Genomic DNA, 23100 nt, shown 5'->3' on the forward strand with positions numbered 1-23100 from the left:
AATTTCAACTCATATATTCTATACTATAATAAATATAGTAATATTTCAAAAAGTCATCATTTAGGGTGATTTTTTTCAAAAAAAAGTTTAGAAAATAATTAAAGAACCAAATGGTTTATATTAGCTATAATTTTTTTTATTATAATTCCGCAACAGGCTTACCGTCCATTGTTAATTTTACCAAATCTCCAATAAATTTAGCGAATGGTTCTATATCTTGTTTGACGCTAGCCATTTCAAGGGAATTCATATATTCATCTCTTTTTTGAACAGGTATTACCATCCATTTATAACCTCCCGATGCTAATAATGTATTCATTAAGAATCTGCCCATCCTACCATTTCCATCCATATAAGGGTGAATATAAACAAATATGAAATGTCCTAAAACTGCTCTTACAGATGCTTCAGGTTCTTCGGCTATTAATTCAAATAAAATTGGCATTACGTCTCTTACAGCATCCACATTTACTGGTACGTGTTGTGATTGTCCAATATAAACTTGATGTCTTCTGTATCCTGCTAAATCAGAAGGTTTTAAAATACCTGAAGTTACACTTGGCGAAAATAATTCTCTAAACCAATCACTATGTTCTTCAGAAAGTATCTTACCTAAATCACCGCCATCAATAATTTTTTCAATACTATTTTTTACACTATTAAAAGCAAGCCAATAACCTCTTGCAGCCATAGCGTCTCTATGTTTTTTATCTTCTTCATTATCACCTAAATTCCATTTGCCACTTTTGACTTTTTCAATTAGTTCCGGAGTGACTTTATATTTTTCAATTGATAAAGAGTGGTACGCATCGGTTACGTAGATATCGTCAATATTTTTTAGAAAAGTCGCTTTGTCTATCAAATTAATATTTAATGGCTTTGGGAAAGCTTTAATTACTTCATCTCGCATTTCAACCCACATTAAACGGATTCTATTGCAATATGGGGAACGTTCTCTTGAATATAATGGTATTGCCGTTTTCTGCTCAAATGGGTCTGTTTCTCGCACATCATAACCTGCTGACTTCATCGTTTTCAAAATCTCATCTGCTATTTTAGAATTTCCTATATTTCTAAATGCCCCCACTATTCTTCCGGCTTTCAAACTATGCCCGCCATCTAATAATAATCCTAAAATTTCAGAAGCATCATTTATCATACTTAATGCCGTTCTCACATCTATTGGATTACTAACAAAAATTGTTGGAGAACAATAAATAATAGAGGAAGATAGATTTAATATTCTCAATCCGTTTTTAACCTCTACACCTTCTAATTCTGATAGTGGCGATTTCATACAGAATAACGAAGTATTGAATAATAAAGAAGTGTTGTTATTTTTACCCTTAACTGACCGCACTATCATCTGATTTGGAACTACCTCGTTACCTGAATGAAGCAACAATGACTGTTCGGCAGAAATACAATAATCATCACCGTATCGGTCTTCCAAAAACTTCGAGCAAAACCCCCAATAAGAAGTGAACCAAGAGGTACTATTACCTTTATTTTCTTCAGGATTTACCGCAATGTACCAGCCTCTAATAACTTCTCTTATGAAACCATTAGCAATAAGTCGGTCTTTATGAGTTCTACTTAAATCTTCCGATTTAATAGCTACAATGCCCTTACTTTGTATTGCTTGGAGAACTTTTAGTGATTCTGCTAGTTTTTCTGCCGGTTTTGCCATCGTGTATTTGTTATAGTATAGTGCTGTGTGTTTATTATAATAAGTCGTCGTGTGTTTATTATAATTTAACGATGTGTGTTTATTATAATTTGATGCAAATATATGTAAATAATAATAAATGGATGAAAAATAAATTCTTTAAATAAAAATCAATAACTAACCTCAAGCTAAAACGCAACAGGTTGTCTCAATTTAATTACTGTCTCAAAAAAATATCAAAAACAGGCGCCGACATATAGGTTTTCCGCTGTATGTTAGCCTCAACGAAATTCAAAGGATAAAATTGAGACATTATGATAAAAGCAGTAATCTATTCCAGAGTGAGTTCTGAAGGCAATCGTCAGGACACCGAAAGACAAACAAATGAACTTATTGAGTATGCAAACAAAATGGGTTACAAACTCGTTGAGGTATATGAAGAAAAAGTTAGTGGTTATAAGAAAAATGAAGACCGACCAATATTCTCAAAGATGTTAGAAGAGATTGAAAAGGGTGCAATTGATAAAGTATTAGTATGGGAATTAAGTAGAATTGGTCGTTCGGTAATTCAGTCCTTGCAGAACATTCAACTATTGACAGATAAAAAAGTATCTATTTACATTAAAAATTTCAACTTGGAAACATTGAACGATGATAAAACCCCCAATTCATTATCTATGTTTATGGTTCAGATTTTGTTTAGTGTTGCTAATATGGAAGCACAACTAACTAAAAGCAGGATGGTTTCCGGCTATCGTAATCATATTAATAATGGCGGTAAAGTGGGAAGAAAATCAGGTTCTATTGAAACCGAGGAAGAAACAATCCAAAAACATTCGGATGTTTTGAAATTATTAAAAAAGAAATTATCAATCCGGCAAATATCCGGGCTAACAAATAAATCAACAAACACCGTCTTGAAAGTGAAATCAACCGCACATAAACTTCAAATGATATGATTGACCAACCTATATCTATTTCAAAAGTTTATGTCCTATTAAATAAAGTATTGAATACTTTAATAAAAAGAAAGTTTGGTAAACATTATTCCATTCGATTAAACTCATTAACTTTTATTTCTAACCGAAGTAATGTAAATTATTTTCTAACTTCTTCAGAGAAAATCACTATAAAATCATTAAAACCCATTCATTTGAATGAACTACTATTGATTAAAGAGTTTTTATTGTTTAATATCAATACTGCATTGTTATGTATAGATACAGTATATTATATTGAAGTTGTGGAGCTTGACCTTAAAATAGCAACAACCAATAATTATTTATTTATTAAACAATTTTAATAAAAAAGACTATATTTGAAATAAATAATGCGATACAAACTTTCGCCAATCTACCCAATTTTGGGGTGATAAGTCGGACTTTGTCAGGCGTATATACTAGTTGGTTGCTATTTTATCCTAAAAATGACGATTCATCCTAGAAAATCAACATTTAAGAATAATTTATTTAAAAAGAATATTCAAAATTCAGAAGTTTGAACTTTGTAAACTCTAAAAAATAAAAAATGACTTTAAAAAACAATTCATTAGGAATAAATAGTATTTTAATAGCAATTTCTACATCATTAATTTCAATAATTTTGCACGAATCAGCGCATTATTTAATTGCAGAATATTTTAATTTGAATCCTGAACTGCATCATAATTATGTTAAACCTTTAATTGAACCATCAGAAAAACAATTAATGTTAATTGCTTTAGCAGGACCAACTTTCTCATTAATAATTGGAATATTGATTCTTTTTATATCTATAAAACTTATTAAACCATCTTTAATGAAACTTTTTTTATTATGGTTTGGTATGAGTAATATTCTAAATTTTTTGGGTTATATGTTAATTGCTCCATTTATAAAAGATGGTGATACTGGTCGAGTTTTTAATTACTTTAAAATGCCATTTTTCATTTCAATAATTATTGCAGTTATCACATTTCTAATTACAAAAAAATTATTCCAATATTTATCTAAAGAGTTTATATTCTATAAAAATGAAGAACTATTTGATAAAAAAGAGTGTCAAAAACAACTATTAATTTTTCCAATCATTTTTTTAATTATTGGAGTATCATTACTTAATTTACCAATTGCTGTTTGGTTTAGTTTATTGCCTACTGTTTTTGTACCTATGACTTATTTAAGTACATTAAGATTATATAAAAAGATGGAAATAATTGACGCAGAAATAACTATAAATAAAATCTCGATTACATTATTAATTTTAACGACATTAGTTATTATAATATTTAGAAATTTAATATAAAAAACAGCTACCAACACAGGTTTTAGGCTATTGCGGGTTTTGGGCTTAATTTAAAGTTTCTTTTGAATCTTTGAAGTCAGTGCAAAACCGAAAGTTAAGGTTTATTTAATCCGCAACAGACGTAAAGCCTGGGAACGTTAGGCGTCAGTTTACGAGAAATGAACACAAAAAATTAATATCAAATCAATAACAAATAAAAAAAACATTATGAAAACAAAAATCTTTTTTTTCTTGACTTTACTAATTATTACTATTAGTTGTAACAAAAGTGAAGAAGTTACGATTTCGCCAAATACTAATGGAAATTATACCGGAATTTTTGAACGAAATGGAAATAGTTCAAATGTACAATTGAATTTAATAAATGGTTCGTTTAATGGACAAAGCGCCATTCAAAAATTTCCAGCACTTTGTAATGGAACCTATTTGATTTCAGGCAACACAATAACTTTTGATAGTAATTGCGCGTGGACTGCTGATTTTGACTGGACATTAATCCTAAACGGGCAATGGAACTACAATATGAATGGCAACGTTTTGATATTGACAAAATCAAATGGGGATAAATATACACTTACTCAACAATAACATTAAAATTAAAATACATTATTATGGAAACAAAAAGAAATCGACATAGAATATTAATTGCAAGTTTGCTTTTAGTGGCAATTATATTAATAACTGTTTTTTGGCTTACGGGCAAAAATGTGAATGTATATCAGGCAAGTTTTGTTGGTGCTATTTTTGAAATTATCTGGCTACCAATGATACTTTTTACATTTATATTGCCATTAGTATGTATCTATTTTTGGAGCTCTGAAAGGTGGAGTTATAAATCACCATTTCTATATTTAACAATTGCATCCTCGCTATCTTTAAATTTGTTTCTTTTCTAAAAAGGGAAAATTGCTTGATAGTTTGTTTAACAGACTAATACTTAAAAAGCACAACTAATATAAAGAATTAAACTTATTCTTTAAATAATTGTAGAAATGAAACGTCAAATATAAAAAAGTAGATGCCTAATTACAAATTTGGCATTATACCTGTGCAGAATGGAGTAAAGGGACTTTTTTGGTGAAAACAGGCTCGTAATATAATGATACACAATAATAAGATATTAAATACAAAAAAAAACAATAAAGAATTAAAGAGCATTTTATTTAAGTTAAAAACCACAGTTCAAAAGCTGTGGTTTTTTTATAACCTAATGTTATTTGTCTAGAGGTTAAAAAGGTAATTCCGTATTTCTTTTAATATCTCCAAACACCTCTGTTTTAGGTTCATATTGTTGGTAATACTCCCTCTCAAAAGCCAATTCAAATTCATATTCTTTTTGCTCTTTAGTTCCAATACTAATCTCAAGGTAGGGAACTATTTTTTTGGCCCTTGCTTTAAATTCAATTTCATTTAGTTTTGCTTTAGTTTCCATTACGAATGATAAAACAATAATATCCTTATTTGGAGTAAAATCATAAAATCCGGAGGGACTCAATTTGCTCCACCATTCACGGTTGGAAGATTGACCTACTAATCCTGTTTTGGAATTGGATAATCTTTTATAGAACTCACTAACACTATTAACTCTTCGGTAAAATGTTTCGGTTGAAAAGGTAATTGTCGCAACATACCAATACCTATTTTCTTTTTGTTCTTTTATTTCACGAAGTAATGACTTTATCTTCTGTTGTAGCTTATTCATAAATATTGATTGATTGTTGTAATGGGGATAATCCCCCAGACCTGTTTTAGACCGATTTTAGTTTATTACTTTAATATTACTAGCGGTGTTTCCCAGCAAAAAAGGTCAGTATTCACCCCATTAAAGGTATTAAAATGGTAGTTCTACACTCTTTAACATACGCATTTGTTGAGGGAAGTCAAGGATGTTATCCCCATTTTCAATATCAAATACTACCAATTCCATTGGGAAAAAGGACATTATTTGTAGTTCTAATGCATTAACATATTTTTCCAAATCTGATAATCTTTTTTTGGTAAACTGTTTGGTGTTCGCATAATATATAAAACAGGATTCTATCATATCCTGAATATCCATAATTTCTATTCCAACATCTTCTGAAACTTGATAAAAATGGATGTGAAGATTGGGGTATTTAGCTTTTTTGTTATATTGAACTTCCGGTTTTACAAAAGTTATCTTATCTATTAGTTTGGATTTATTCTCCTCAACAATTTTTTTAATTCCATCAATTCTAAAATAATTCATAATTGTAAATTTATCAGTTGGATTGATTGTTACCGTCCAATGTTTTAATCGCAGAGGAAATTCAATCTTGCTTTCAACAATTTTTAACTCTTCTAACCTGTTATACAGCTTAAGGCAATTGTCCCGCTGTTGTGGAAATTCACAATCCACCTCTATTGAAATTAATCCTTCTCCGTCTGATTTACATCCAAATCCAAATAATGGCTTTAACTTTTTCATAATACTCTTTTATTATAAGTATTCGTAAAAATGGGAAAAGTCATTTTTTGACTAAATTTTTCTATAAATTTTTTTAAGTTTTGACCCAATATTTTTTTAAATAGAGTTCTAATATATTAATTTTTTGAGTTGATGTTTATAAGCAATATTATCACCCATATATAATTAGGTTAGGGAAGGGGCTACTTATGGAAGGATACCCCCAGCGGGGGGAGGACTATCCCCATAGGGAGTATGGTATTTGGTATGTATGCTTTTTATTATTACATTGCATAAAATTAATTAATGTATTAGATATGAAAAAAGGGAATAGAAAAGAATTTGATTTTAGAGGTTACGGGTTTGATTCTTCATCTTCAAGCATACCATTTATTATTCCATTAACCACGATTGCTTTTAATGAATTTTGTAATAACAATAAACAAGTTCTTGAAACTTATAACTTTTGGAAAGAAAAGATTGATGAACTTCATTATAGATTAAATTACACCTATAAATTATCGGTTGTAAAGAATAGAGATGCAAATAAAAGTATATTGGCAAGAGTTAAATGGCAATATAAATATAAAGGAGAATATAGAAAACCTGCTTATATAGGAGTTTATATAGGTTCATTAAAAGATTTTCCAAAGGGACTAGATGAAATCAATATAAATGAAGTAGCAAAAATGAAAATTGAAGAGTATTTTACCAATAAAATACCACTACTATTCAAGGATATTAATGGAAATGAATATCAATTATAAAATAATTCAATAATTAATTATACTTAAACCGCTGTAATTCAGCGGTTTTTTAATTTTATGAAAAAATAATTTCATTACTGCATTGCATATTAAAATAGAATGTACTAGATTTGTACCCGAATAGCAATACAAACAAAGTTTAGTTATTTAAGTTCTTTAAAATATGACTTTATAATTTTTAGATTTAATTATTATTCTATAATAAATCTATGGACGAAAGAGCCGTCCTTAAACCCTGTCTTCAGTGAGGACTAACACTTCAAAAACCCGTTTCAACCAGTCGTAAAGGTTCATTTTTTAACTCTAAAATCTGAACTAATGAAAACAATTTTTGACCAAAGTGTGGTAAGTGTAGCCACCGAAAAATTACACAAAAACGAATTCTTAAATTCAATTTATCTTGTTCCTGAAAACTATGATGTAATTAAAAACAACATCAAAGAGTTTGGACTTCTTACCCCATTATTAGTGGATGAAAACTATTGTGTTATTTCAGGTAATCTTCGCCTTCAAATTGCAATAGATTTAAAGATGGGAGAAGTTCCTGTGGTATTTGTATCCACACCAACTGAAAAAAGTGATGTTATCGCATTAGCTACAAATCATTTTAGAAAAAAATCTTGTATTGAGATTCTTCGTGAGATTGACTTTTATGCAAAGTATTATTCTATTAAACCAGGAGACAGAACTGATATCAATCCTGAACTAAAATTAGCGAAGGTTGAAAAGGATTTGGCTTATAAAGAATTGGGGACTTATAAAGTAAGAAAATTAAAATCTATCCAAACATTAGGTGCTCAACTTTATGGTAATGATTCAACTAAAGTGGATGAATTATTATTAAAGGTGGATAAGGGAGCATTAACTTTAAATAAAGTTGAGGAGAGATTAAATAATGAAATCATTAAAAAGACAAATAATGATGTAGTTCCAAAGGTTTATGATTTTATTACAGAGAAGGTTAAAATATATAATCATACTTGTGAAGTAATGTATGAACTTGAAAATAATTCAATCAATACGATTGTAGTTTCCCCTCCATATTTTGGAATGTTTGATTATGGTACCGGTAAAACTCAACTTGGATTTGAAAAGGATGTTGAAGAGTTCGTGGATAAATTGGTTTCTATTTTCAAAGAAGCATTTAGAGTATTAAAAGAGGATGGTTCCTTGTTTGTTAATTTGAATGATTGTGTTAGAGAAGGGCAATACCAATGCGTACCTGAATTGTTTTTGATTAAAATGATTCAAACGGGTTTATGGAGATATAACGATAAATTAATGTGGTTGAAAAATAATAGTCAATATACTTTTGGAGATAGAAGTGTTAGAAATTTTGAACCAATATTTCACTTTACAAAATCAGCAAATCACTATTATGATTCCACTTGGTTAGAATCATTTGTTGATGAAAAAAATGATATTTCGTTTGGAACTACAGGAATTAAGCCAAAAATTATTTCTGCAATTGATTTTAGAGATGGGGTTCTTCAATCTAATGGTTCTAACACATTAGAGTTAAGAAGAAAATGTGCAGAAAAAGGCTTTTTTATGGAACACTCTTGTACGTTTCCAATTGATTTGCCATTAATCTGTGTACTTTCAACAACAAGACCAGGCGATACCGTTTTGGACTTGTTTAATGGAACTGCAACAACCGGAGAAGTTTGTGTTCTTACAGATAGAAAATATGTTGGATATGAATTGAATCCTCAATTTGTAATGGCTTCAGAGGTTAGATTGTCAAATTATGAATTAGGTCAAGTAGCATAATTTGTTTTATTCGAGGAAACCGATTAAACCCCGCATTTGGTAAGGCGTATTTTACCTCTAAAAATTTAGAGATATGATAAACAATAATGTAATATGGGTTAATACTTCAAGTTTAATTTTTAATCCTTTATGGGTTGATAAAACAATAAATAATAGTTGGGAATATTCTTGTTTAATGACTGAAGTGTCAGTTTATGGAATTCAACTACCAATAGAAGTATCAGTAGATAATGTTGTTATAAACGGTAATAAAAGATTAAAAATTGCAATTGACTTGAAGATGGAAAAAGTCCCGATAATTCTTTATCAAGATGATAAATTAAATGATTTAATCACTTCATCTTTTAAACCCTCAGATTTAGTTAAGATACTTGAAGTTTTTGACTCTAAATATGGATTAAAATACTCTACAAGATATAATAAAAAAAAGTTGCCTAAAGTTATAATTTCATTAAGATTATTTTTAATAGGAAGTAATGAAAGGATAAGTCAAATATATCAACTTAAAGAATATTCGAAACAGGTTAGAAAATCCTATTCTTTTGAAACAAATGAAATATGGGACCAACTTGATAGTTTTAATATTTCATTAGATGAGGGAATTGAAAGAATGAAAGATTTATTTGAAAGAAAGACAACAATTAATTTTTCTTTAGAAAATAAAATGGTCGCTTAAACTTTATACAAGGTATTCATATCCTTGTAAAATTTATCGGTATCTTCATATAGTTCCAATGTTTCAAAGGCTTTAAGGTAATTTTCAGTAATAGTTGTGCTGGAATGACCTAAAGCCTTTGATACTTTATACAAGTCGTTAGTGGTTTTTCTAAAATTGTGGGCAAAAGTATGTCTTGCTGAATAATACGAGAATGGTTTAATGTCTTTTTCTCTTGCTATTATTTTTAACATCTTATTGGTTTTGGCATTTATGGAACTAATTTTTTCATAGATTTTTTGTGCATCAGTCGCATCTTCAAAGTAATCACTAAAAATAAATTCATTTCTATTTCTTGAATATTTTTCAATTACAAGCCGTAGTAATTTATCTCTATTTCCAATTATATCTTGAAATTCTTTAATTTCTTGTTCTGTTAACTCACGATGATTTATATAATTACGGTACTCACGATATTTAACTTCAAGCTCAAAGATGTTTTTTCCATCTTTATTTTTACAAGCAGTATATTGTTCCGGATTTCTCGGGAATACTGTTTCGGGGAGGTAATATTTCAATATATTCAAGGTTTTATCATTAAGATAACAATGCATTACCTGCCCTGTTTTAGACATAGTGTATACCAATTCATTATATTTAAGGTTGGACCAAGTTAACCTAATGAGGTCGTTGAACCTAATGCCCATTAGATAGAATGCCATTAAAAAATGAGTTAATGCATAAAATTCATTTGACATTGGTTTTATATCAAAATGTAATGATTCATCTAATGTATGTATGTCTGATAATTTTAGTGTGATTTTTGTCCCCCCATTTTCTTTTATCGGGTCAAACTTATGATATGGATGAACCCGAGGCAAAGTAAATCTTGGGTTGTCTTCCGCATAAGTTAATGAAGTTTTTAATACTTTATTATAATTTTTTAGTGCTGCACTTGATAACTTTCTTTTGTTTATTAAATATTGATTGAATAACCTAATATGTTCTTTATTGATATCTTGAAGTGGTAATAAAATCAATTGTAATTCTTTCAGGTGTTTAATTATTGTTGTGTATCTTTTTACCGCTGAGATTCTGTTTTTTGATTGAAAATCTCTAATTCTCTCGTTGAATAAATCCCCAAGAGTTCCACTTGCCATATCTTCTAAAACATCTTGATGAGTATAAGTTGAATTATAAGATTCAAGTAGGTTTGTTAGTATTGTATTATATCTTTCGTGCATTGGATGACTCTTTAATACTCTCCTATTCTTCTCACTCCAATGGATTAAAGGGATTGCAAGACCGGTTGAAATGTATTTGTTTTTTCTGTCCGCATATAGCTTTATCCTGATTGGATACAATCCATCAGAGTTTTTCTTTTTCCAAATAACTGCAGATACTTTCATTCAATGATTATTATGTTGAAAATCAATTAAATTGCTTAAATTAGCTTTGCAAGGTAAATTTATTTGTTTATCCTATACAGGAAGCAAATATAATAAAAAAAAGTTGAGCAAAAGGTTGAGCAAAACCCCTTGTTCAACTTTACAAATACCCTTTTTTTACTTGTAACTATTTGATTATCAATACTAATTTTTTTTAATTTAATGAAAACAATTCCAAGTGGGACCACGTTAAAGCCTTGCTAAGTATGCAAGGCTTTTTTTATAGCGTTTAGGGCGAGAAGTTTACCCCGATGTAACGAAGTGAAATCGGGGAGCCCTAGTGGGACCACGTTAAAGCTTTGCATACTTTGCAAGGCTTTTTTTATAGCGTTTAGGGCGAGAGGTTTACCCCGAGATGGACGATTCGGGGAGCCCAAGTGGGACCATAACAAAACCCTTGTTAACGTCAGGTTTGCAAGGGTTTTTTATATTTCGTTATTTGCGGTGATTTTGATTTTTAATTTACGACTAATATGTTTGATAGAATTTGCGGTAATAAAAATATTTAAAAAAGTAGTATCAAAAAAGCGGTCAAAAATCAATAAAAATACTTCAGTTATGATGGAAAACAAACATAAGAAATCAGGAAATGGGATAGGAATCGGTGCAGCTTTAGGAGTAGCATTTGGAACAGTTTATGGAAATAAATATGGAAATATTTCAATAAGTATAGCTTTTGGGATTTTAATTGGTGTTGCAATTGGAGCTATTTTTGACATTATTAAGAAAAAGAAATAACATAAATTATAATAGTTCTGCCTTATCAAAACCTAAGGCGGTATTTCTATTTACAAGGATTTTTTTATTGCTACATGAATATAAACAATGCTTCGTTTAGCTGAGTTATTTTTTAAATTATAACTCCACTAATAGATTACTAAATATTGATAATTTTCTAACGGTATATTTTTTTCCGAAATTATAAACTTAACATTGAGCTGTTAATATATTGATTACATTTGCATAACATTAATTTAACATAAAATAGCTAAATGGATCAAAACATACAAATTGATGAATCAAATCAAGAAGAAAAAAAAGTAATAAGTAATGAACCGGCTCAAGAAAAAAGTACTTCAGTTCGAAAGTCTGCGGGTAGAAAACTAGTTTTAAATAAGGCCGTAACTGAAACTCATTCAATTCAAAGTGAAACACCAATAATAGATCCTGCAGAGGAGACTAGCGCACCAAATGAATCTAATTCATTTGTTCAAGAGGATGATTTAAAAACTATTGAAGTTACAAAGTCAGATCGTGATGAAACAAAAAAAAGAAATACAAAAAAATTAAAGAAGAAAATTAAGAAGGTAGAAAAAAAAGCCAAGAAAAAGGAAAAGCAAGCTAAAGCTAAAAAGCAAGCAAAGCAAAAAGAAAAAAAATCTAAGAAAGAAAAAATGAAATTAGATAAAAAGAAAGTTTCGTCTAAAAAGAAAAAATAAAATATTAAGTCGGATTCAATCCGATTTTTTATTTGTGAGATACTTAATTGAAATTGTTGTGTTTAATTCTTGGAATAAGAAATCAATAAATATAGTCAAGTTCAATAGATCTGACAAAACAAATTAACTTTTACAATCCTTGTAGACCAAATTCAGTATTTTTACGTTAACAATAAAATAAGAGGTATAATTGATGTAGATTCAGTTTATTGGAAGATTGTCCCAAAATATGCTTTAAAAAATTTTGACAAAGCGAATTTTTTTATACTTTTACGCCCTATGAAATTTGACCTAACCAAAGTACTATTGCTAATTATTGCGGTTTTCAGCGGAAATTTAACCTTCGCAGCGCCAAACCCGCCCGCCCCGATTCCTCCTCCACCGCCGGGATTACCTGTGGATGAAGGCGTGATTTTTTTGGTTATGTTTTGTCTAGCTTACGCATTTTATAAAATTAAAAACAATAAAAAAGCTTCAAGTATTTCTTGAAGCTTTTCTTTTTTTTGAGAATTACATTTGGTGTAAGCCATAAAGACGGGCAACATATTTCCCTACTACATCAAATTCTAAATTGATTTTGGTCCCAACCCTAAAAGTGTGAAAATTAGTATGTTCAAACGTATAGGGAATGATCGCTACACTAAATTCATTTTTGTTAGAATCGACTACCGTTAAACTTGTTCCATTAATGGTGACCGATCCTTTTTCAATCGTAATATTGTGTAAAGCGGGATCATATTCAAAAGTAAAATACCAACTTCCGTCTGCTTCTCGAATGGATTTACAGTAGCCAATCTGGTCAACATGGCCCTGCACTATATGGCCGTCAAGTCGATCCCCCAATTTCATTGCACGCTCTAAATTTACTTTGTCGCCTACTTTCCAGTCGCTTACAGTAGTCTTTAGAATGGTTTCTTGAATCGCGGTTACGGTATATTGATCGCCATCAATTGCTATAACCGTCAAGCAAACGCCATTATGGGCCACACTTTGGTCGATTTTTAATTCGTTGGTGAGTGAACTCCGCATTGTAATGTGAAGGTTTTCTTGCTCTTTTTCCAAGGCCGTTATGGTTCCAAGGGTTTCTATAATTCCAGTAAACATTTGTCGTTTTTATTTTCTAAATTTGCCATTCAAAAGTACGCAATAAAAACCGACTTCAAAAGCGCATGAAAAAAGCAGAACATAGTATTGTTGGAATTTCAATCGGTGACCTTAATGGCATTGGCCCTGAGGTGGTATTAAAAACGTTTGAAGATACACGCATGTTGGAATTGTGTACCCCTGTTATTTTTGCCAATGTAAAAGTGCTTTCTTTTATAAAAAAAACAATGAATTCAGAATTGCCCTTACATGGAATTGATCGTATGGATCAAATGATTGTAGGAAAAGTAAATGTATTCAATGTTTGGAAAGAAGCGGTAGATTTAAACTTTGGTCAATTGGATGATGCGGTTGGGAAATATGCCATTAAATCTTTTGTTGCCGCTACCCAGGCCTTAAAAAATAAGGAAATCGATACTTTAGTTACAGCTCCAATTAACAAGTATTCTATTCAATCTGATGAATTTTCTTTTCCCGGGCATACCGATTATTTAGATAAAGAACTCAATGGGGATGCTTTAATGTTGATGGTTCATGACCAACTGCGTGTAGGACTTTTAACAGATCATGTGCCTGTTAACGAGGTGTCTAAACAACTAACCGAAGCACGGGTAATTCAAAAAATAGAAACCGTATACCATACGTTAAAACAAGATTTTCGAATTAACCGTCCAAAAATTGCAGTGTTAGGCTTAAATCCTCATGCAGGTGATCATGGCGTTATTGGAAAAGAAGATCAAGAGATTTTAAAGCCAGCCATTCAAAAACTATTTGATAAGGGCATTTTGGTTTTTGGCCCCTATTCGGCAGATGGCTTTTTTGGTTCAAAGCAACATGAAAAATTTGATGCAGTAATCGCTTCATACCATGATCAAGGCTTAATTCCTTTCAAAACTCTATCGTTTGGACAGGGCGTGAATTATACGGCTGGTTTGGATCGAATTCGAACTTCCCCCGATCACGGAACAGCTTTTGAAATTGCCGGAAAAAATGTAGCCGATGCCTCATCGTTTAAAGAAGCGGTTTATTTAGCCATCGATATTTATAGTGCCCGGCAGGAGTATCAAGAATGGTCCAAAAACCCCTTGAAAATTAAAGAAAAGCAATTGGAATCAAAAAAAGGCGGCTAACGCTTTTGGATTTCATATAAATTTATATCTTTGCACTCCCAAAGTTGAGGGATCAATTAGGGCAAAATGGTGAAATGATGAAAGTTACGAATGATTTTTTAATTCCTTTCACAGGGTTAAAATTGGGAAAACACCAATTTGACTATCAGATTACACAGAAGTTCTTTGAATCGTATGACTATTGCGATTTTGAAAATTGTGCAGTAAACGTTAAAGTGACGCTTGATAAAAAAACAACTTTTATGGAGTTGTCATTTAAACACAATGGGACTGTAGAAGTGCCTTGTGATGTAACGGGTGAGCTGTTTAATTTACCCATCAAAGGCGCAATAAAAGTATTGGTAAAGTTTGGAGATGCATTCAATAATGAGAATGAAGAGTTATTGATTTTGCCTCATGGGGAGCATCAAATTGACTGTACGCAATACCTATACGAGTTAATCGTTTTATCGGTACCTCAAAAGCGAATTCATCCTGGAGTTAAGGAAGGAACATTAAAAAATGAAGCTTTAGAACGATTATCCGTAAAATCGATTAAAGAACAAACAAAAGAAGAAAAAGAAGCAATTACAGATCCCCGATGGGACAAATTAAAACAACTATTAACGGATAAATAATATAAAAAATGGCACATCCTAAGAGAAGACAGTCTTCGACCCGAAGAGACAAGAGAAGAACGCACTACAAGGCTACTGTAGCAACTATTGCTACTTGTCCTGTAACTGGAGAAGCACACTTGTACCATAGAGCTTACTGGCATGAAGGTAAAATGTATTACAGAGGTCAGGTAGTTATTGATAAATCAGTAGCTGAAGCTTAATTTATACGGAATAAAATCCATCAAACTCTCACCTTTGTGGGAGTTTTTTGTTTTTTCAGTAGATAAAGTATAACTCAATTATTTTTTGTAATTTCCACCCTTTGAAAATTTCGATTTTCTAAGATTATTAAAGTTAACTATGAGTACAATTACCGCTGCTATTACCGCCGTTGGCTCTTATGTTCCCGATTTCGTTTTGTCGAATGCTGTTTTGGAACAAATGGTTGATACCAATGATGAATGGATTACCACGCGTACTGGAATTAATGAAAGAAGATTGTTAAAAGAGCCTGGAAAAGGAACTTCTTATTTAGCAATTAAAGCAGCCCAAAATCTTATTGAAAAAAACAATATCGATCCGTTATCAATTGATTTAATTATTATGGCAACCGCCACTCCAGATATGCCTGTGGCTTCTACGGGTGTGTATGTTGCAACTCAAATTGGTGCGATTAACGCCTTTGCATTTGATTTGTCTGCCGCATGTTCTAGTTTTTTGTACGGAATGTCGGCGGCTTCAGCCTATATTCAGTCCGGACGCTATAAAAAAGTACTATTGCTTGGTGCCGATAAAATGTCTTCCATCATTGATTACACCGATCGGGCTACCTGCATCATTTTTGGTGACGGTGGAGGAGCTGTGCTTTTTGAACCAAATTTAGAAGGATTAGGGTTGCAAGACGAATATTTGCGTTCCGATGGGATTGGTCGAGAGTATTTAAAAATTGATGCCGGTGGTTCAATACTCCCAGCATCGAAAGAGACCGTTGAAAACGGACAACATTTTGTATTTCAAGATGGTAAAACGGTATTTAAATATGCAGTTTCTGGCATGGCCGATGTAAGTGAGAAAATCATGCAGCGCAATAACTTGACCCATGATGATATTAATTGGTTAGTTGCGCATCAAGCTAATCGCCGTATTATTGACGCAACAGCACATCGTATGGGGTTGGATGAATCAAAAGTTTTGATTAATATTCAACGTTACGGAAACACAACTTCAGCGACTTTACCACTGTTGTTATCAGATTATGAAAGTCAGTTGAAAAAAGGAGATAATTTAATTTTTGCCGCATTTGGTGGGGGTTTCACTTGGGGAGCTATTTACCTAAAATGGGCATACAACAAACAATAATCGCTAACTAAAAGAAAGAACTATGGATTTAAAAGAGATTCAAAATCTAATCAAATTCGTATCCAACTCGGGAGTTGCTGAGGTTAAATTGGAAACAGGTGATGTGAAAATCACCATCCGTACTACTTTAGAAGGAAATGCTCCGGATATTACTTACGTACAGTCTGCTCCAGTAGCCCCTGTAATGACACAAGTTGCCGCTCCAACGCCTGCTGCTGCAGCTCCTATAGCTCCTGCAACACCTGCCGCACCTGCTGCTGATGATGCAAAATACATCACGATAAAATCGCCAATGATCGGTACATTTTATCGCAAACCAGCTCCAGACAAAGCGCCATTCGTAGAAGTGGGGACTTCCATTGGAAAAGGAGATGTTTTATGTGTTGTTGAAGCCATGAAGTTGTTCAACGAAATTGAAGCGGAAATTTCTGGAAAAATTGTAAAAATTTTGGTAGACGATATGTCGCCAGTTGAGTTTGATCAACCGTTATTCTTGGTAGATCCGTCTTAATTTGTTGCGGTTTGATGCGCACATAAGAATTCGTGTGTGGTGTCTAATCTTTGTCTAATTTAAATTGAAACAGGATGTTCAAGAAAATATTAATTGCCAATAGAGGCGAAATCGCTTTGCGTGTGATTCGTACTTGTCGCGAGATGGGTATAAAAACCGTAGCGGTATATTCTACTGCTGATGCGGAAAGTTTACACGTAAAGTTTGCAGATGAAGCGGTTTGTATTGGGCCAGCGCCAAGTAATTTATCGTATTTAAAAATGGCCAACATCATTGCTGCTGCTGAGATTACGAATGCAGATGCAATTCACCCAGGCTATGGTTTTCTTTCCGAAAACGCTAAATTTTCAAAAATATGCCAAGAGCACGGAATTAAGTTTATTGGTGCCTCTCCCGAAATGATAGAAAAAATGGGGGATAAAGCTACCGCTAAAGCAACAATGAAAGCCGCTGGCGTTCCTTGTGTTCCCGGTTCAGATGGGATTTTAGAATCCTTTGAACAAGCAAAAAAAGTAGCAAAAGAAATTGGTTATCCCGTAATGATGAAAGCAACTGCAGGTGGTGGAGGTAAAGGGATGCGCGCTATTTGGAAAGAAGAGGAATTAGAGAAGGCGTGGGAAAGTGCCCGTTTAGAAGCAGCTGCTGCTTTTGGAAATGACGGGATGTACATGGAAAAATTGATTGAAGAGCCGCGTCATATTGAAATTCAAGTAGTTGGGGATTCCTATGGTAAAGCATGCCACTTATCAGAGCGCGATTGTTCTGTTCAACGACGTCATCAAAAACTAACAGAAGAAACACCATCCCCTTTTATGACGGATGATTTGCGTCAGCGAATGGGAGATGCCGCGGTTAAAGCAGCAGAGTATATTCAGTACGAAGGCGCAGGTACGGTTGAGTTTTTAGTAGACAAACACCGTAACTTCTACTTCATGGAAATGAATACACGAATCCAAGTTGAACACCCTATTACCGAGCAGGTGATCGATTATGATTTGATCCGAGAGCAAATTTTAGTAGCAGCGGGTGTGCCGATTTCGGGTAAAAATTATTTGCCCCAACTTCATTCAATCGAATGCCGAATTAATGCTGAAGATCCGTATAACGATTTTCGTCCATCTCCAGGTAAAATCACCGTTTTACATGCTCCGGGAGGCCATGGTGTTCGCTTAGATACACACGTTTATGCGGGATATACGATACCTCCAAATTATGATTCGATGATTGCAAAATTGATTACTACGGCGCAAACGCGTGAAGAGGCTATCAACAAAATGAAACGCGCTTTGGATGAATTTTATATTGAAGGAATTAAAACGACCATTCCGTTTCACCGACAGTTGATGGATGAACCCGATTATGTCGCAGGAAATTATACTACAAAATTTATGGAGTCTTTTAAAATGAAAGAACCTAATTAAGATAAAGCCACCTTTCGAGGTGGTTTTTTTTGTTCTAGTTTTTTTGTGATTTATAAAAAAACCCGCTTCCAAAGGAGCGGGTTGCTTTTTATGTTCTAATACGAAGTATTAAGCTTGGAAGGGTTCAATAGATACATAAGATTTATTGTCACCTTTTTTCTGGAATTTTACAATTCCATCAACCTTAGCGTGTAATGTATGGTCTTTCCCCATATACACGTTTTCACCTGGATTGTGTTTAGAACCACGTTGTCTAACGATGATGTTACCTGCGATAGCCGCTTGACCACCATAGATTTTTACGCCAAGTCGTTTCGACTCCGATTCTCTACCGTTTTTGGAACTACCGACACCTTTCTTGTGAGCCATGATGTTTTGGTTTTATAAAGTTATTACTCTTCTGATTTTTTTGTTTTCTTTGGCGCTTTTGGAGCAGCATCTTCTGATTTTTCTGCTTTAGGCGCTTTTGCTTTTTTAGGCGCTTCTTCAGCAGGTGCCGCCTCAACAGCAGGAGCTGTTTCTTTTTTGGCTGCTTTTTTTGCACCTGTTACAGAAATACCTTCAATAACAATTTGGGTTAACGCTTGACGGTGACCATTTTTCTTTTTGTAACCTTTTCTTCTTTTCTTCTTGAAAACGATTACTTTTTCACCTTTCAGGTGTTGTAAAACCTTCGCTTCTACTGAAGCACCTTCTATAGCTGGGGCGCCGATCGTAATTGTTCCGTTGTCGTCTAATAAAAGAACTTTGTCAAAAGAAACTTTTGAACTTTCTTCGTTCGCTAAACGGTGAACAAAAACTTTCTGGTCTTTGCTTACTTTGAATTGTTGCCCTGCTATCTCTACGATTGCGTACATAACAATAGGATTTAGTTAAATTTTTTAAGGATGCAAATATACGATTTAATTTTATTCAAACAATACTTCTTTTAAAATAGTTTCCGTAAAAATCAATAGGTTATAAATATTTGAATTTCAATTCTTAAAAAAGTAAAGGGTATTGAGTAAAAAAATTACTTTTGTGTAACAGAATTTCCATTAGGGCTACTAATGGGTTATTCGATTTAACGTAGGGTTTTTACCCGGAAAAACAAATAACTAATTCTTATGAAAAAATCTTTAATCGCTTTAAGTTCATTGCTTATGCTTGGAGGTACAGCTCATGCTCAAAAAGTTGCATTTGAGGAGTATGACTTAGACAACGGAATGCATGTCATTCTTCACAATGATCCTTCGGCGCCTGTAGTGATTACTTCGGTAATGTATCACGTAGGTTCCAAAGACGAAAAACCGGATCGTACCGGATTTGCCCACTTTTTCGAACATTTATTATTCGAAGGAACTCAAAACATCAAAAGAGGTGAGTGGTTCAAAATTGTAACCGGAAACGGGGGAACCAACAATGCCAATACTTCGGATGACCGTACGTATTACTTTGAAGTTTTTCCTTCCAATAATCTAGAATTGGGATTATGGATGGAATCAGAACGATTGATGCATCCAGTTATCAACCAAATTGGCGTTGATACCCAAAATGAAGTAGTTAAGGAAGAAAAGCGTTTACGCGTAGATAACCAACCTTACGGGCAGTTGATCGCAGAAGTAAAACGCAATATGTTTTTCAAACATCCTTATCGTTGGGCAACTATCGGTTCTATGGAACACTTAGATGCTTCTACCCTAGAGGAGTTTCAAGCGTTTAACAAAAAATATTATTCACCAAACAACGCGGTATTGGTTGTAGCGGGTCAAATTGATATTGCAAAAGCAAAAGAATGGATTAATAAATATTTTGCTCCTATTCCTCGCGGTGAAGAAATCAAAAGAGAGCAATTTGTTGAAGATCCAATTACACAAGAGATGCATGCTACATACGAGGATCCCAACATTCAAAAGCCAATGGTGGTAGCATCCTATCGTACTCCTTCTATGAAAACACGTGATGCGCGTATTTTGGACATGATTTCATCGTATTTGAGCGATGGAAATAGTTCAAAATTGTACAAAAAAATCGTAGATGATAAGAAAATGGCCCTTCAAATTGGTGCATTCAATTATTCGCAAGAAGATTACGGAATGTATATCCTTTATGGTATGCCTCAAGGTGATGCAACATCTCAAGGCTTAATTAAAGAAATTGATGAAGAAATTGTAAAGTTACAAACGGATTTGATTTCAATTCCAGACTACCAAAAGTTACAAAACAAATTTGAAAATAATTATGTTAACAGTAATTCTAATGTAGAAGGTGTCGCTGAAAATTTAGCTTCGTACTATTTATTATATGGGGATGTAAATTTAATTAACACGGAAATTGAAATGTACCGTTCGATTACTCGTGAAGAAATTCGTGACATTGCGAAAAAATATTTAAACCCAAATCAGCGCTTAATTTTGGACTATATTCCTGCAAAAGACAAAGCTGAATCTAAATAATTGACTTATCATGAGAAAATCTATTATACTTCTATCCAGCTTGTTTTTAACAATAACTATGCAAGCACAAGACCGATCCCAACCGAAACCTGGACCAGCTCCAATTATTAAAATAAAAAAACCAGAAATTTTTTCATTACCCAACGGGTTGAAAGTTATGGTTGTTGAGGACCATAAACTACCTCGTGTTTCCTTTAGTTTGACCATTGATAATGCACCATTTGCAGAAGGCAATAAAAAAGGTATTGACAATTTGACCAGCAGTTTGATGGGGATGGGGACTACCAAAACCCCTAAAGATGCTTTCAATGAAGAAATTGACTTCTTAGGCGCTGACATTAGTTTCAGTTCGAGCGGTGCTTATGCTAGTGGTTTATCAAAATATTCAAAACGTATTTTGGAATTAATGGCAGAAGGTTCGTTAATGCCCAATTTTACGCAAGAGGAATTTGATAAAGAACGCGATAAGTTAATCGAAGGCTTAAAAACTCAAGAGAAAAGTGTACCTGCAGTTGCCGGTCGTGTAGAAAATGTATTGGTGTATAGTAAAAATCACCCTGCCGGGGAATACTTGACAGAAGAAACCATCAAGAATGTAACCTTAGACGATGTAAAGAAAAATTACAGCACGTATTTTGTTCCTGAAAAAGCCTATTTGGTTGTTATTGGGGATGTTAAATTTAAAGAGGTAAAAAAGACGGTTACCCAATTATTTGAAGACTGGACCAAAGCAACAGCTCCACAAATTACGTATACGTCTCCAAGTAATGTTCAGTTTACCCAAATTAATTTCGTAGACATGCCAAACGCTGTTCAGTCGGAAATTTCTGTGGTAAATGCGGTAAATTTAAAACTATCGGATCCCGATTTTTTCCCAGTAATTATTGCCAATCAAGTTTTAGGAGGCGATTTTAATAGTTACTTAAATATGAATTTGCGTGAAGCACATGGTTGGACTTATGGTGCACGCTCAAACGTGGGTGTGAATAAGTACATGATGAGTAAGTTTAAAGCCAATACGCAAGTTCGTAACGCGGTAACCGATAGTGCGGTTGTTGAGATTATGAAAGAAATCAAGCGTATTCGTACCGAAAAAGTTACCGATGAGGCCCTAAGAAATGTTAAAGCCGGGTATATTGGTCGTTTTGTAATGCAAGTCGAAAAACCACAAACGGTAGCGCGTTATGCGTTAAATATTGAAACTGAAAGTTTGCCTGCCGATTTTTATGAAAATTACATTAAAAACATTGAAGCCGTAACTGCTGAAGATGTTATGCGTGTAATGAATAAGTATGTATTGGCAGATAACCTCAGAATTATTGTTACAGGTAAAGGTAGCGAGGTAATCCCTGCATTGGAAAAATTAAAAATTCCAATGTTCTACTTTGATAAATTTGGAGCTCCATCAGAGAAACCAAAAATGAAATTGCCTATTCCGGCTGGAATTACTGTAAAAACGGTAATGGATAATTATATCAAAGCTATTGGAGGTGAAAAAGCAGTTGCGGGTGTAAAATCAATATTTGTAACAGGTTCTTCTGAAATTGAAGGCGCTCCTGCTCCGTTAGCCTATATCACAAAACGCGATAATAAAGGAAGAACGATGTCCAAATTGGAGTTAACAGGTATGATGGAGTTATCTAAGCAAGTCATAGCTGATAAATCGGGTTATAACTCAGGTCAAGGTCAGAAAAAAGAACTAAGTGCTGAAGAATTTGCAGAGAAGAAAGCAATCGCAGGTACTTTTGAAGAATTGGCATTAGTTAAAAAATCAGATGTTGTATTGGACGGAATTGAGCCGTTTAATGGCGCCGATGCATATGCGGTTAAAAATGGTAAAACTACGTACTACTATGATGTAAAAACAGGGTTGCGATTAGGTTCCTCAACTACGCAAGAGCGTAACGGACAAAAATCAACCCAATCGATTTTATATTCTGATTATAAAGAGGTAAAAGGGATAAAGGTTCCTTATATCATTGTACTTTCTATGGCTGGTAGAGATATTGAAGTTAAAATTTCTGAAGTGAAAATTAACGAAGGAGTTACCGACGCAGATTTCCAATAAAAATAGAAATT

Annotated in this window: 24 protein-coding genes; 17 read left to right on the forward strand and 7 right to left on the reverse strand. The window is 33.0% G+C overall.

Annotation, left to right across the window (positions count from 1 at the left end; all coding sequences use genetic code 11):
• Positions 1–139 precede the first annotated feature (139 nt).
• The gene (locus Q0039_RS01710) at positions 140–1690 is read right to left on the reverse strand and encodes a Fic family protein (RefSeq protein WP_297508094.1); all 1551 of its coding nucleotides are present in this window, start codon (positions 1688–1690) and stop codon (positions 140–142) included.
• Positions 1691–1983: 293 nt separating this feature from the next.
• On the opposite strand from Q0039_RS01710, the gene Q0039_RS01715 reads away from it, so the two are divergent.
• From Q0039_RS01715 to Q0039_RS01730, 4 genes are all read left to right on the forward strand, one after another.
• On the forward strand, positions 1984–2628 hold the full coding sequence (locus Q0039_RS01715; protein ID WP_297508097.1) for a recombinase family protein: 645 nt from the start codon (positions 1984–1986) through the stop codon (positions 2626–2628).
• On the forward strand, positions 2625–2972 hold the full coding sequence (locus Q0039_RS01720) for a hypothetical protein (protein WP_297508098.1): 348 nt from the start codon (positions 2625–2627) through the stop codon (positions 2970–2972). The genes Q0039_RS01715 and Q0039_RS01720 overlap by 4 nt, the downstream gene beginning before the upstream one ends.
• 224 nt (positions 2973–3196) lie before the next feature.
• On the forward strand, positions 3197–3952 hold the full coding sequence (locus tag Q0039_RS01725; RefSeq protein WP_297508100.1) for a hypothetical protein: 756 nt from the start codon (positions 3197–3199) through the stop codon (positions 3950–3952).
• 207 nt (positions 3953–4159) lie between these two features.
• On the forward strand, positions 4160–4540 hold the full coding sequence (locus tag Q0039_RS01730; protein ID WP_297508102.1) for a hypothetical protein: 381 nt from the start codon (positions 4160–4162) through the stop codon (positions 4538–4540).
• Positions 4541–5180: 640 nt separating this feature from the next.
• Here Q0039_RS01730 and Q0039_RS01735 read toward each other — a convergent pair.
• Both Q0039_RS01735 and Q0039_RS01740 read right to left on the reverse strand, forming a co-directional pair.
• Complete coding sequence (locus tag Q0039_RS01735) at positions 5181–5654, reverse strand: hypothetical protein (RefSeq protein ID WP_297508105.1); 474 nt, start codon at positions 5652–5654, stop codon at positions 5181–5183.
• Between the two features lie 129 nt (positions 5655–5783).
• Positions 5784–6401 carry a hypothetical protein gene (locus Q0039_RS01740; protein ID WP_297508108.1) on the reverse strand — a complete coding sequence of 206 codons (618 nt, stop codon included), beginning with the start codon at positions 6399–6401 and terminating at the stop codon, positions 5784–5786.
• 296 nt (positions 6402–6697) lie between these two features.
• Between Q0039_RS01740 and Q0039_RS01745 the strand changes: the two genes are divergently transcribed.
• The 3 genes from Q0039_RS01745 to Q0039_RS01755 all read left to right on the forward strand — a co-directional run bounded on the left by Q0039_RS01745 (position 6698) and on the right by Q0039_RS01755 (position 9596).
• Entirely contained in the window at positions 6698–7147 is a 450-nt protein-coding gene (locus Q0039_RS01745; protein ID WP_297508112.1) for a hypothetical protein, read from the forward strand.
• A gap of 318 nt (positions 7148–7465) precedes the next feature.
• Positions 7466–8920 carry a DNA methyltransferase gene (locus Q0039_RS01750; protein WP_297508115.1) on the forward strand — a complete coding sequence of 485 codons (1455 nt, stop codon included), beginning with the start codon at positions 7466–7468 and terminating at the stop codon, positions 8918–8920.
• Between the two features lie 73 nt (positions 8921–8993).
• Positions 8994–9596 (forward strand): hypothetical protein, encoded by a 603-nt coding sequence (locus Q0039_RS01755; RefSeq protein ID WP_297508118.1) that lies wholly within the window; start codon positions 8994–8996, stop codon positions 9594–9596.
• Here Q0039_RS01755 and Q0039_RS01760 read toward each other — a convergent pair.
• The gene (locus Q0039_RS01760) at positions 9593–10984 is read right to left on the reverse strand and encodes a tyrosine-type recombinase/integrase (RefSeq protein ID WP_297508121.1); all 1392 of its coding nucleotides are present in this window, start codon (positions 10982–10984) and stop codon (positions 9593–9595) included. The genes Q0039_RS01755 and Q0039_RS01760 overlap by 4 nt on opposite strands.
• A 516-nt stretch (positions 10985–11500) precedes the next feature.
• Here Q0039_RS01760 and Q0039_RS01765 point away from each other — a divergent pair.
• Both Q0039_RS01765 and Q0039_RS01770 read left to right on the forward strand, forming a co-directional pair.
• The gene (locus tag Q0039_RS01765; RefSeq protein ID WP_297508124.1) at positions 11501–11761 is read left to right on the forward strand and encodes a hypothetical protein; all 261 of its coding nucleotides are present in this window, start codon (positions 11501–11503) and stop codon (positions 11759–11761) included.
• Positions 11762–12015: 254 nt separating this feature from the next.
• The gene (locus tag Q0039_RS01770) at positions 12016–12462 is read left to right on the forward strand and encodes a hypothetical protein (RefSeq protein ID WP_297508127.1); all 447 of its coding nucleotides are present in this window, start codon (positions 12016–12018) and stop codon (positions 12460–12462) included.
• Positions 12463–12972: 510 nt separating this feature from the next.
• On the opposite strand, the gene Q0039_RS01775 is transcribed toward Q0039_RS01770, so the two are convergent.
• Positions 12973–13566 (reverse strand): riboflavin synthase, encoded by a 594-nt coding sequence (locus Q0039_RS01775; RefSeq protein WP_297508130.1) that lies wholly within the window; start codon positions 13564–13566, stop codon positions 12973–12975.
• A 65-nt stretch (positions 13567–13631) separates the two neighbouring features.
• Here Q0039_RS01775 and pdxA point away from each other — a divergent pair, with 65 nt between their 5' ends.
• The 6 genes from pdxA (at position 13632) to accC (ending at position 18586) form a co-directional block, all read left to right on the forward strand.
• A complete protein-coding gene (gene pdxA, locus Q0039_RS01780; protein ID WP_297508132.1) occupies positions 13632–14696 on the forward strand; it encodes a 4-hydroxythreonine-4-phosphate dehydrogenase PdxA in 1065 nt (354 codons plus the stop codon).
• Between the two features lie 77 nt (positions 14697–14773).
• Entirely contained in the window at positions 14774–15313 is a 540-nt protein-coding gene (locus Q0039_RS01785) for a DUF177 domain-containing protein (RefSeq protein WP_297508135.1), read from the forward strand.
• Positions 15314–15321: 8 nt separating this feature from the next.
• Positions 15322–15516, forward strand: a complete 195-nt coding sequence (gene rpmF / locus Q0039_RS01790; protein WP_129460132.1) for a 50S ribosomal protein L32 — start codon at positions 15322–15324, stop codon at positions 15514–15516.
• 139 nt (positions 15517–15655) lie between these two features.
• On the forward strand, positions 15656–16654 hold the full coding sequence (locus Q0039_RS01795; RefSeq protein WP_297508138.1) for a beta-ketoacyl-ACP synthase III: 999 nt from the start codon (positions 15656–15658) through the stop codon (positions 16652–16654).
• 22 nt (positions 16655–16676) lie between these two features.
• Complete coding sequence (gene accB, locus Q0039_RS01800; RefSeq protein WP_297508141.1) at positions 16677–17165, forward strand: acetyl-CoA carboxylase biotin carboxyl carrier protein; 489 nt, start codon at positions 16677–16679, stop codon at positions 17163–17165.
• Between the two features lie 74 nt (positions 17166–17239).
• Complete coding sequence (gene accC, locus Q0039_RS01805; RefSeq protein ID WP_297508144.1) at positions 17240–18586, forward strand: acetyl-CoA carboxylase biotin carboxylase subunit; 1347 nt, start codon at positions 17240–17242, stop codon at positions 18584–18586.
• A 108-nt stretch (positions 18587–18694) separates the two neighbouring features.
• On the opposite strand, the gene rpmA is transcribed toward accC, so the two are convergent.
• Both rpmA and rplU read right to left on the reverse strand, forming a co-directional pair.
• Positions 18695–18955 (reverse strand): 50S ribosomal protein L27, encoded by a 261-nt coding sequence (rpmA, locus tag Q0039_RS01810; RefSeq protein WP_297508147.1) that lies wholly within the window; start codon positions 18953–18955, stop codon positions 18695–18697.
• A gap of 23 nt (positions 18956–18978) precedes the next feature.
• Positions 18979–19443: a 50S ribosomal protein L21 gene (gene rplU / locus Q0039_RS01815; RefSeq protein ID WP_297508150.1), complete on the reverse strand. Its 465-nt coding sequence runs from the start codon at positions 19441–19443 to the stop codon at positions 18979–18981.
• A 249-nt stretch (positions 19444–19692) separates the two neighbouring features.
• On the opposite strand from rplU, the gene Q0039_RS01820 reads away from it, so the two are divergent.
• Together Q0039_RS01820 and Q0039_RS01825 are read left to right on the forward strand one after the other, a co-directional pair.
• Positions 19693–21021: a pitrilysin family protein gene (locus Q0039_RS01820; RefSeq protein WP_297508153.1), complete on the forward strand. Its 1329-nt coding sequence runs from the start codon at positions 19693–19695 to the stop codon at positions 21019–21021.
• A 10-nt stretch (positions 21022–21031) separates the two neighbouring features.
• Positions 21032–23089, forward strand: a complete 2058-nt coding sequence (locus tag Q0039_RS01825; protein WP_297508155.1) for a pitrilysin family protein — start codon at positions 21032–21034, stop codon at positions 23087–23089.
• Positions 23090–23100 lie beyond the last annotated feature (11 nt).

Source organism: Flavobacterium sp. (genome assembly GCF_027484945.1).
Taxonomy (GTDB): domain Bacteria; phylum Bacteroidota; class Bacteroidia; order Flavobacteriales; family Flavobacteriaceae; genus Flavobacterium.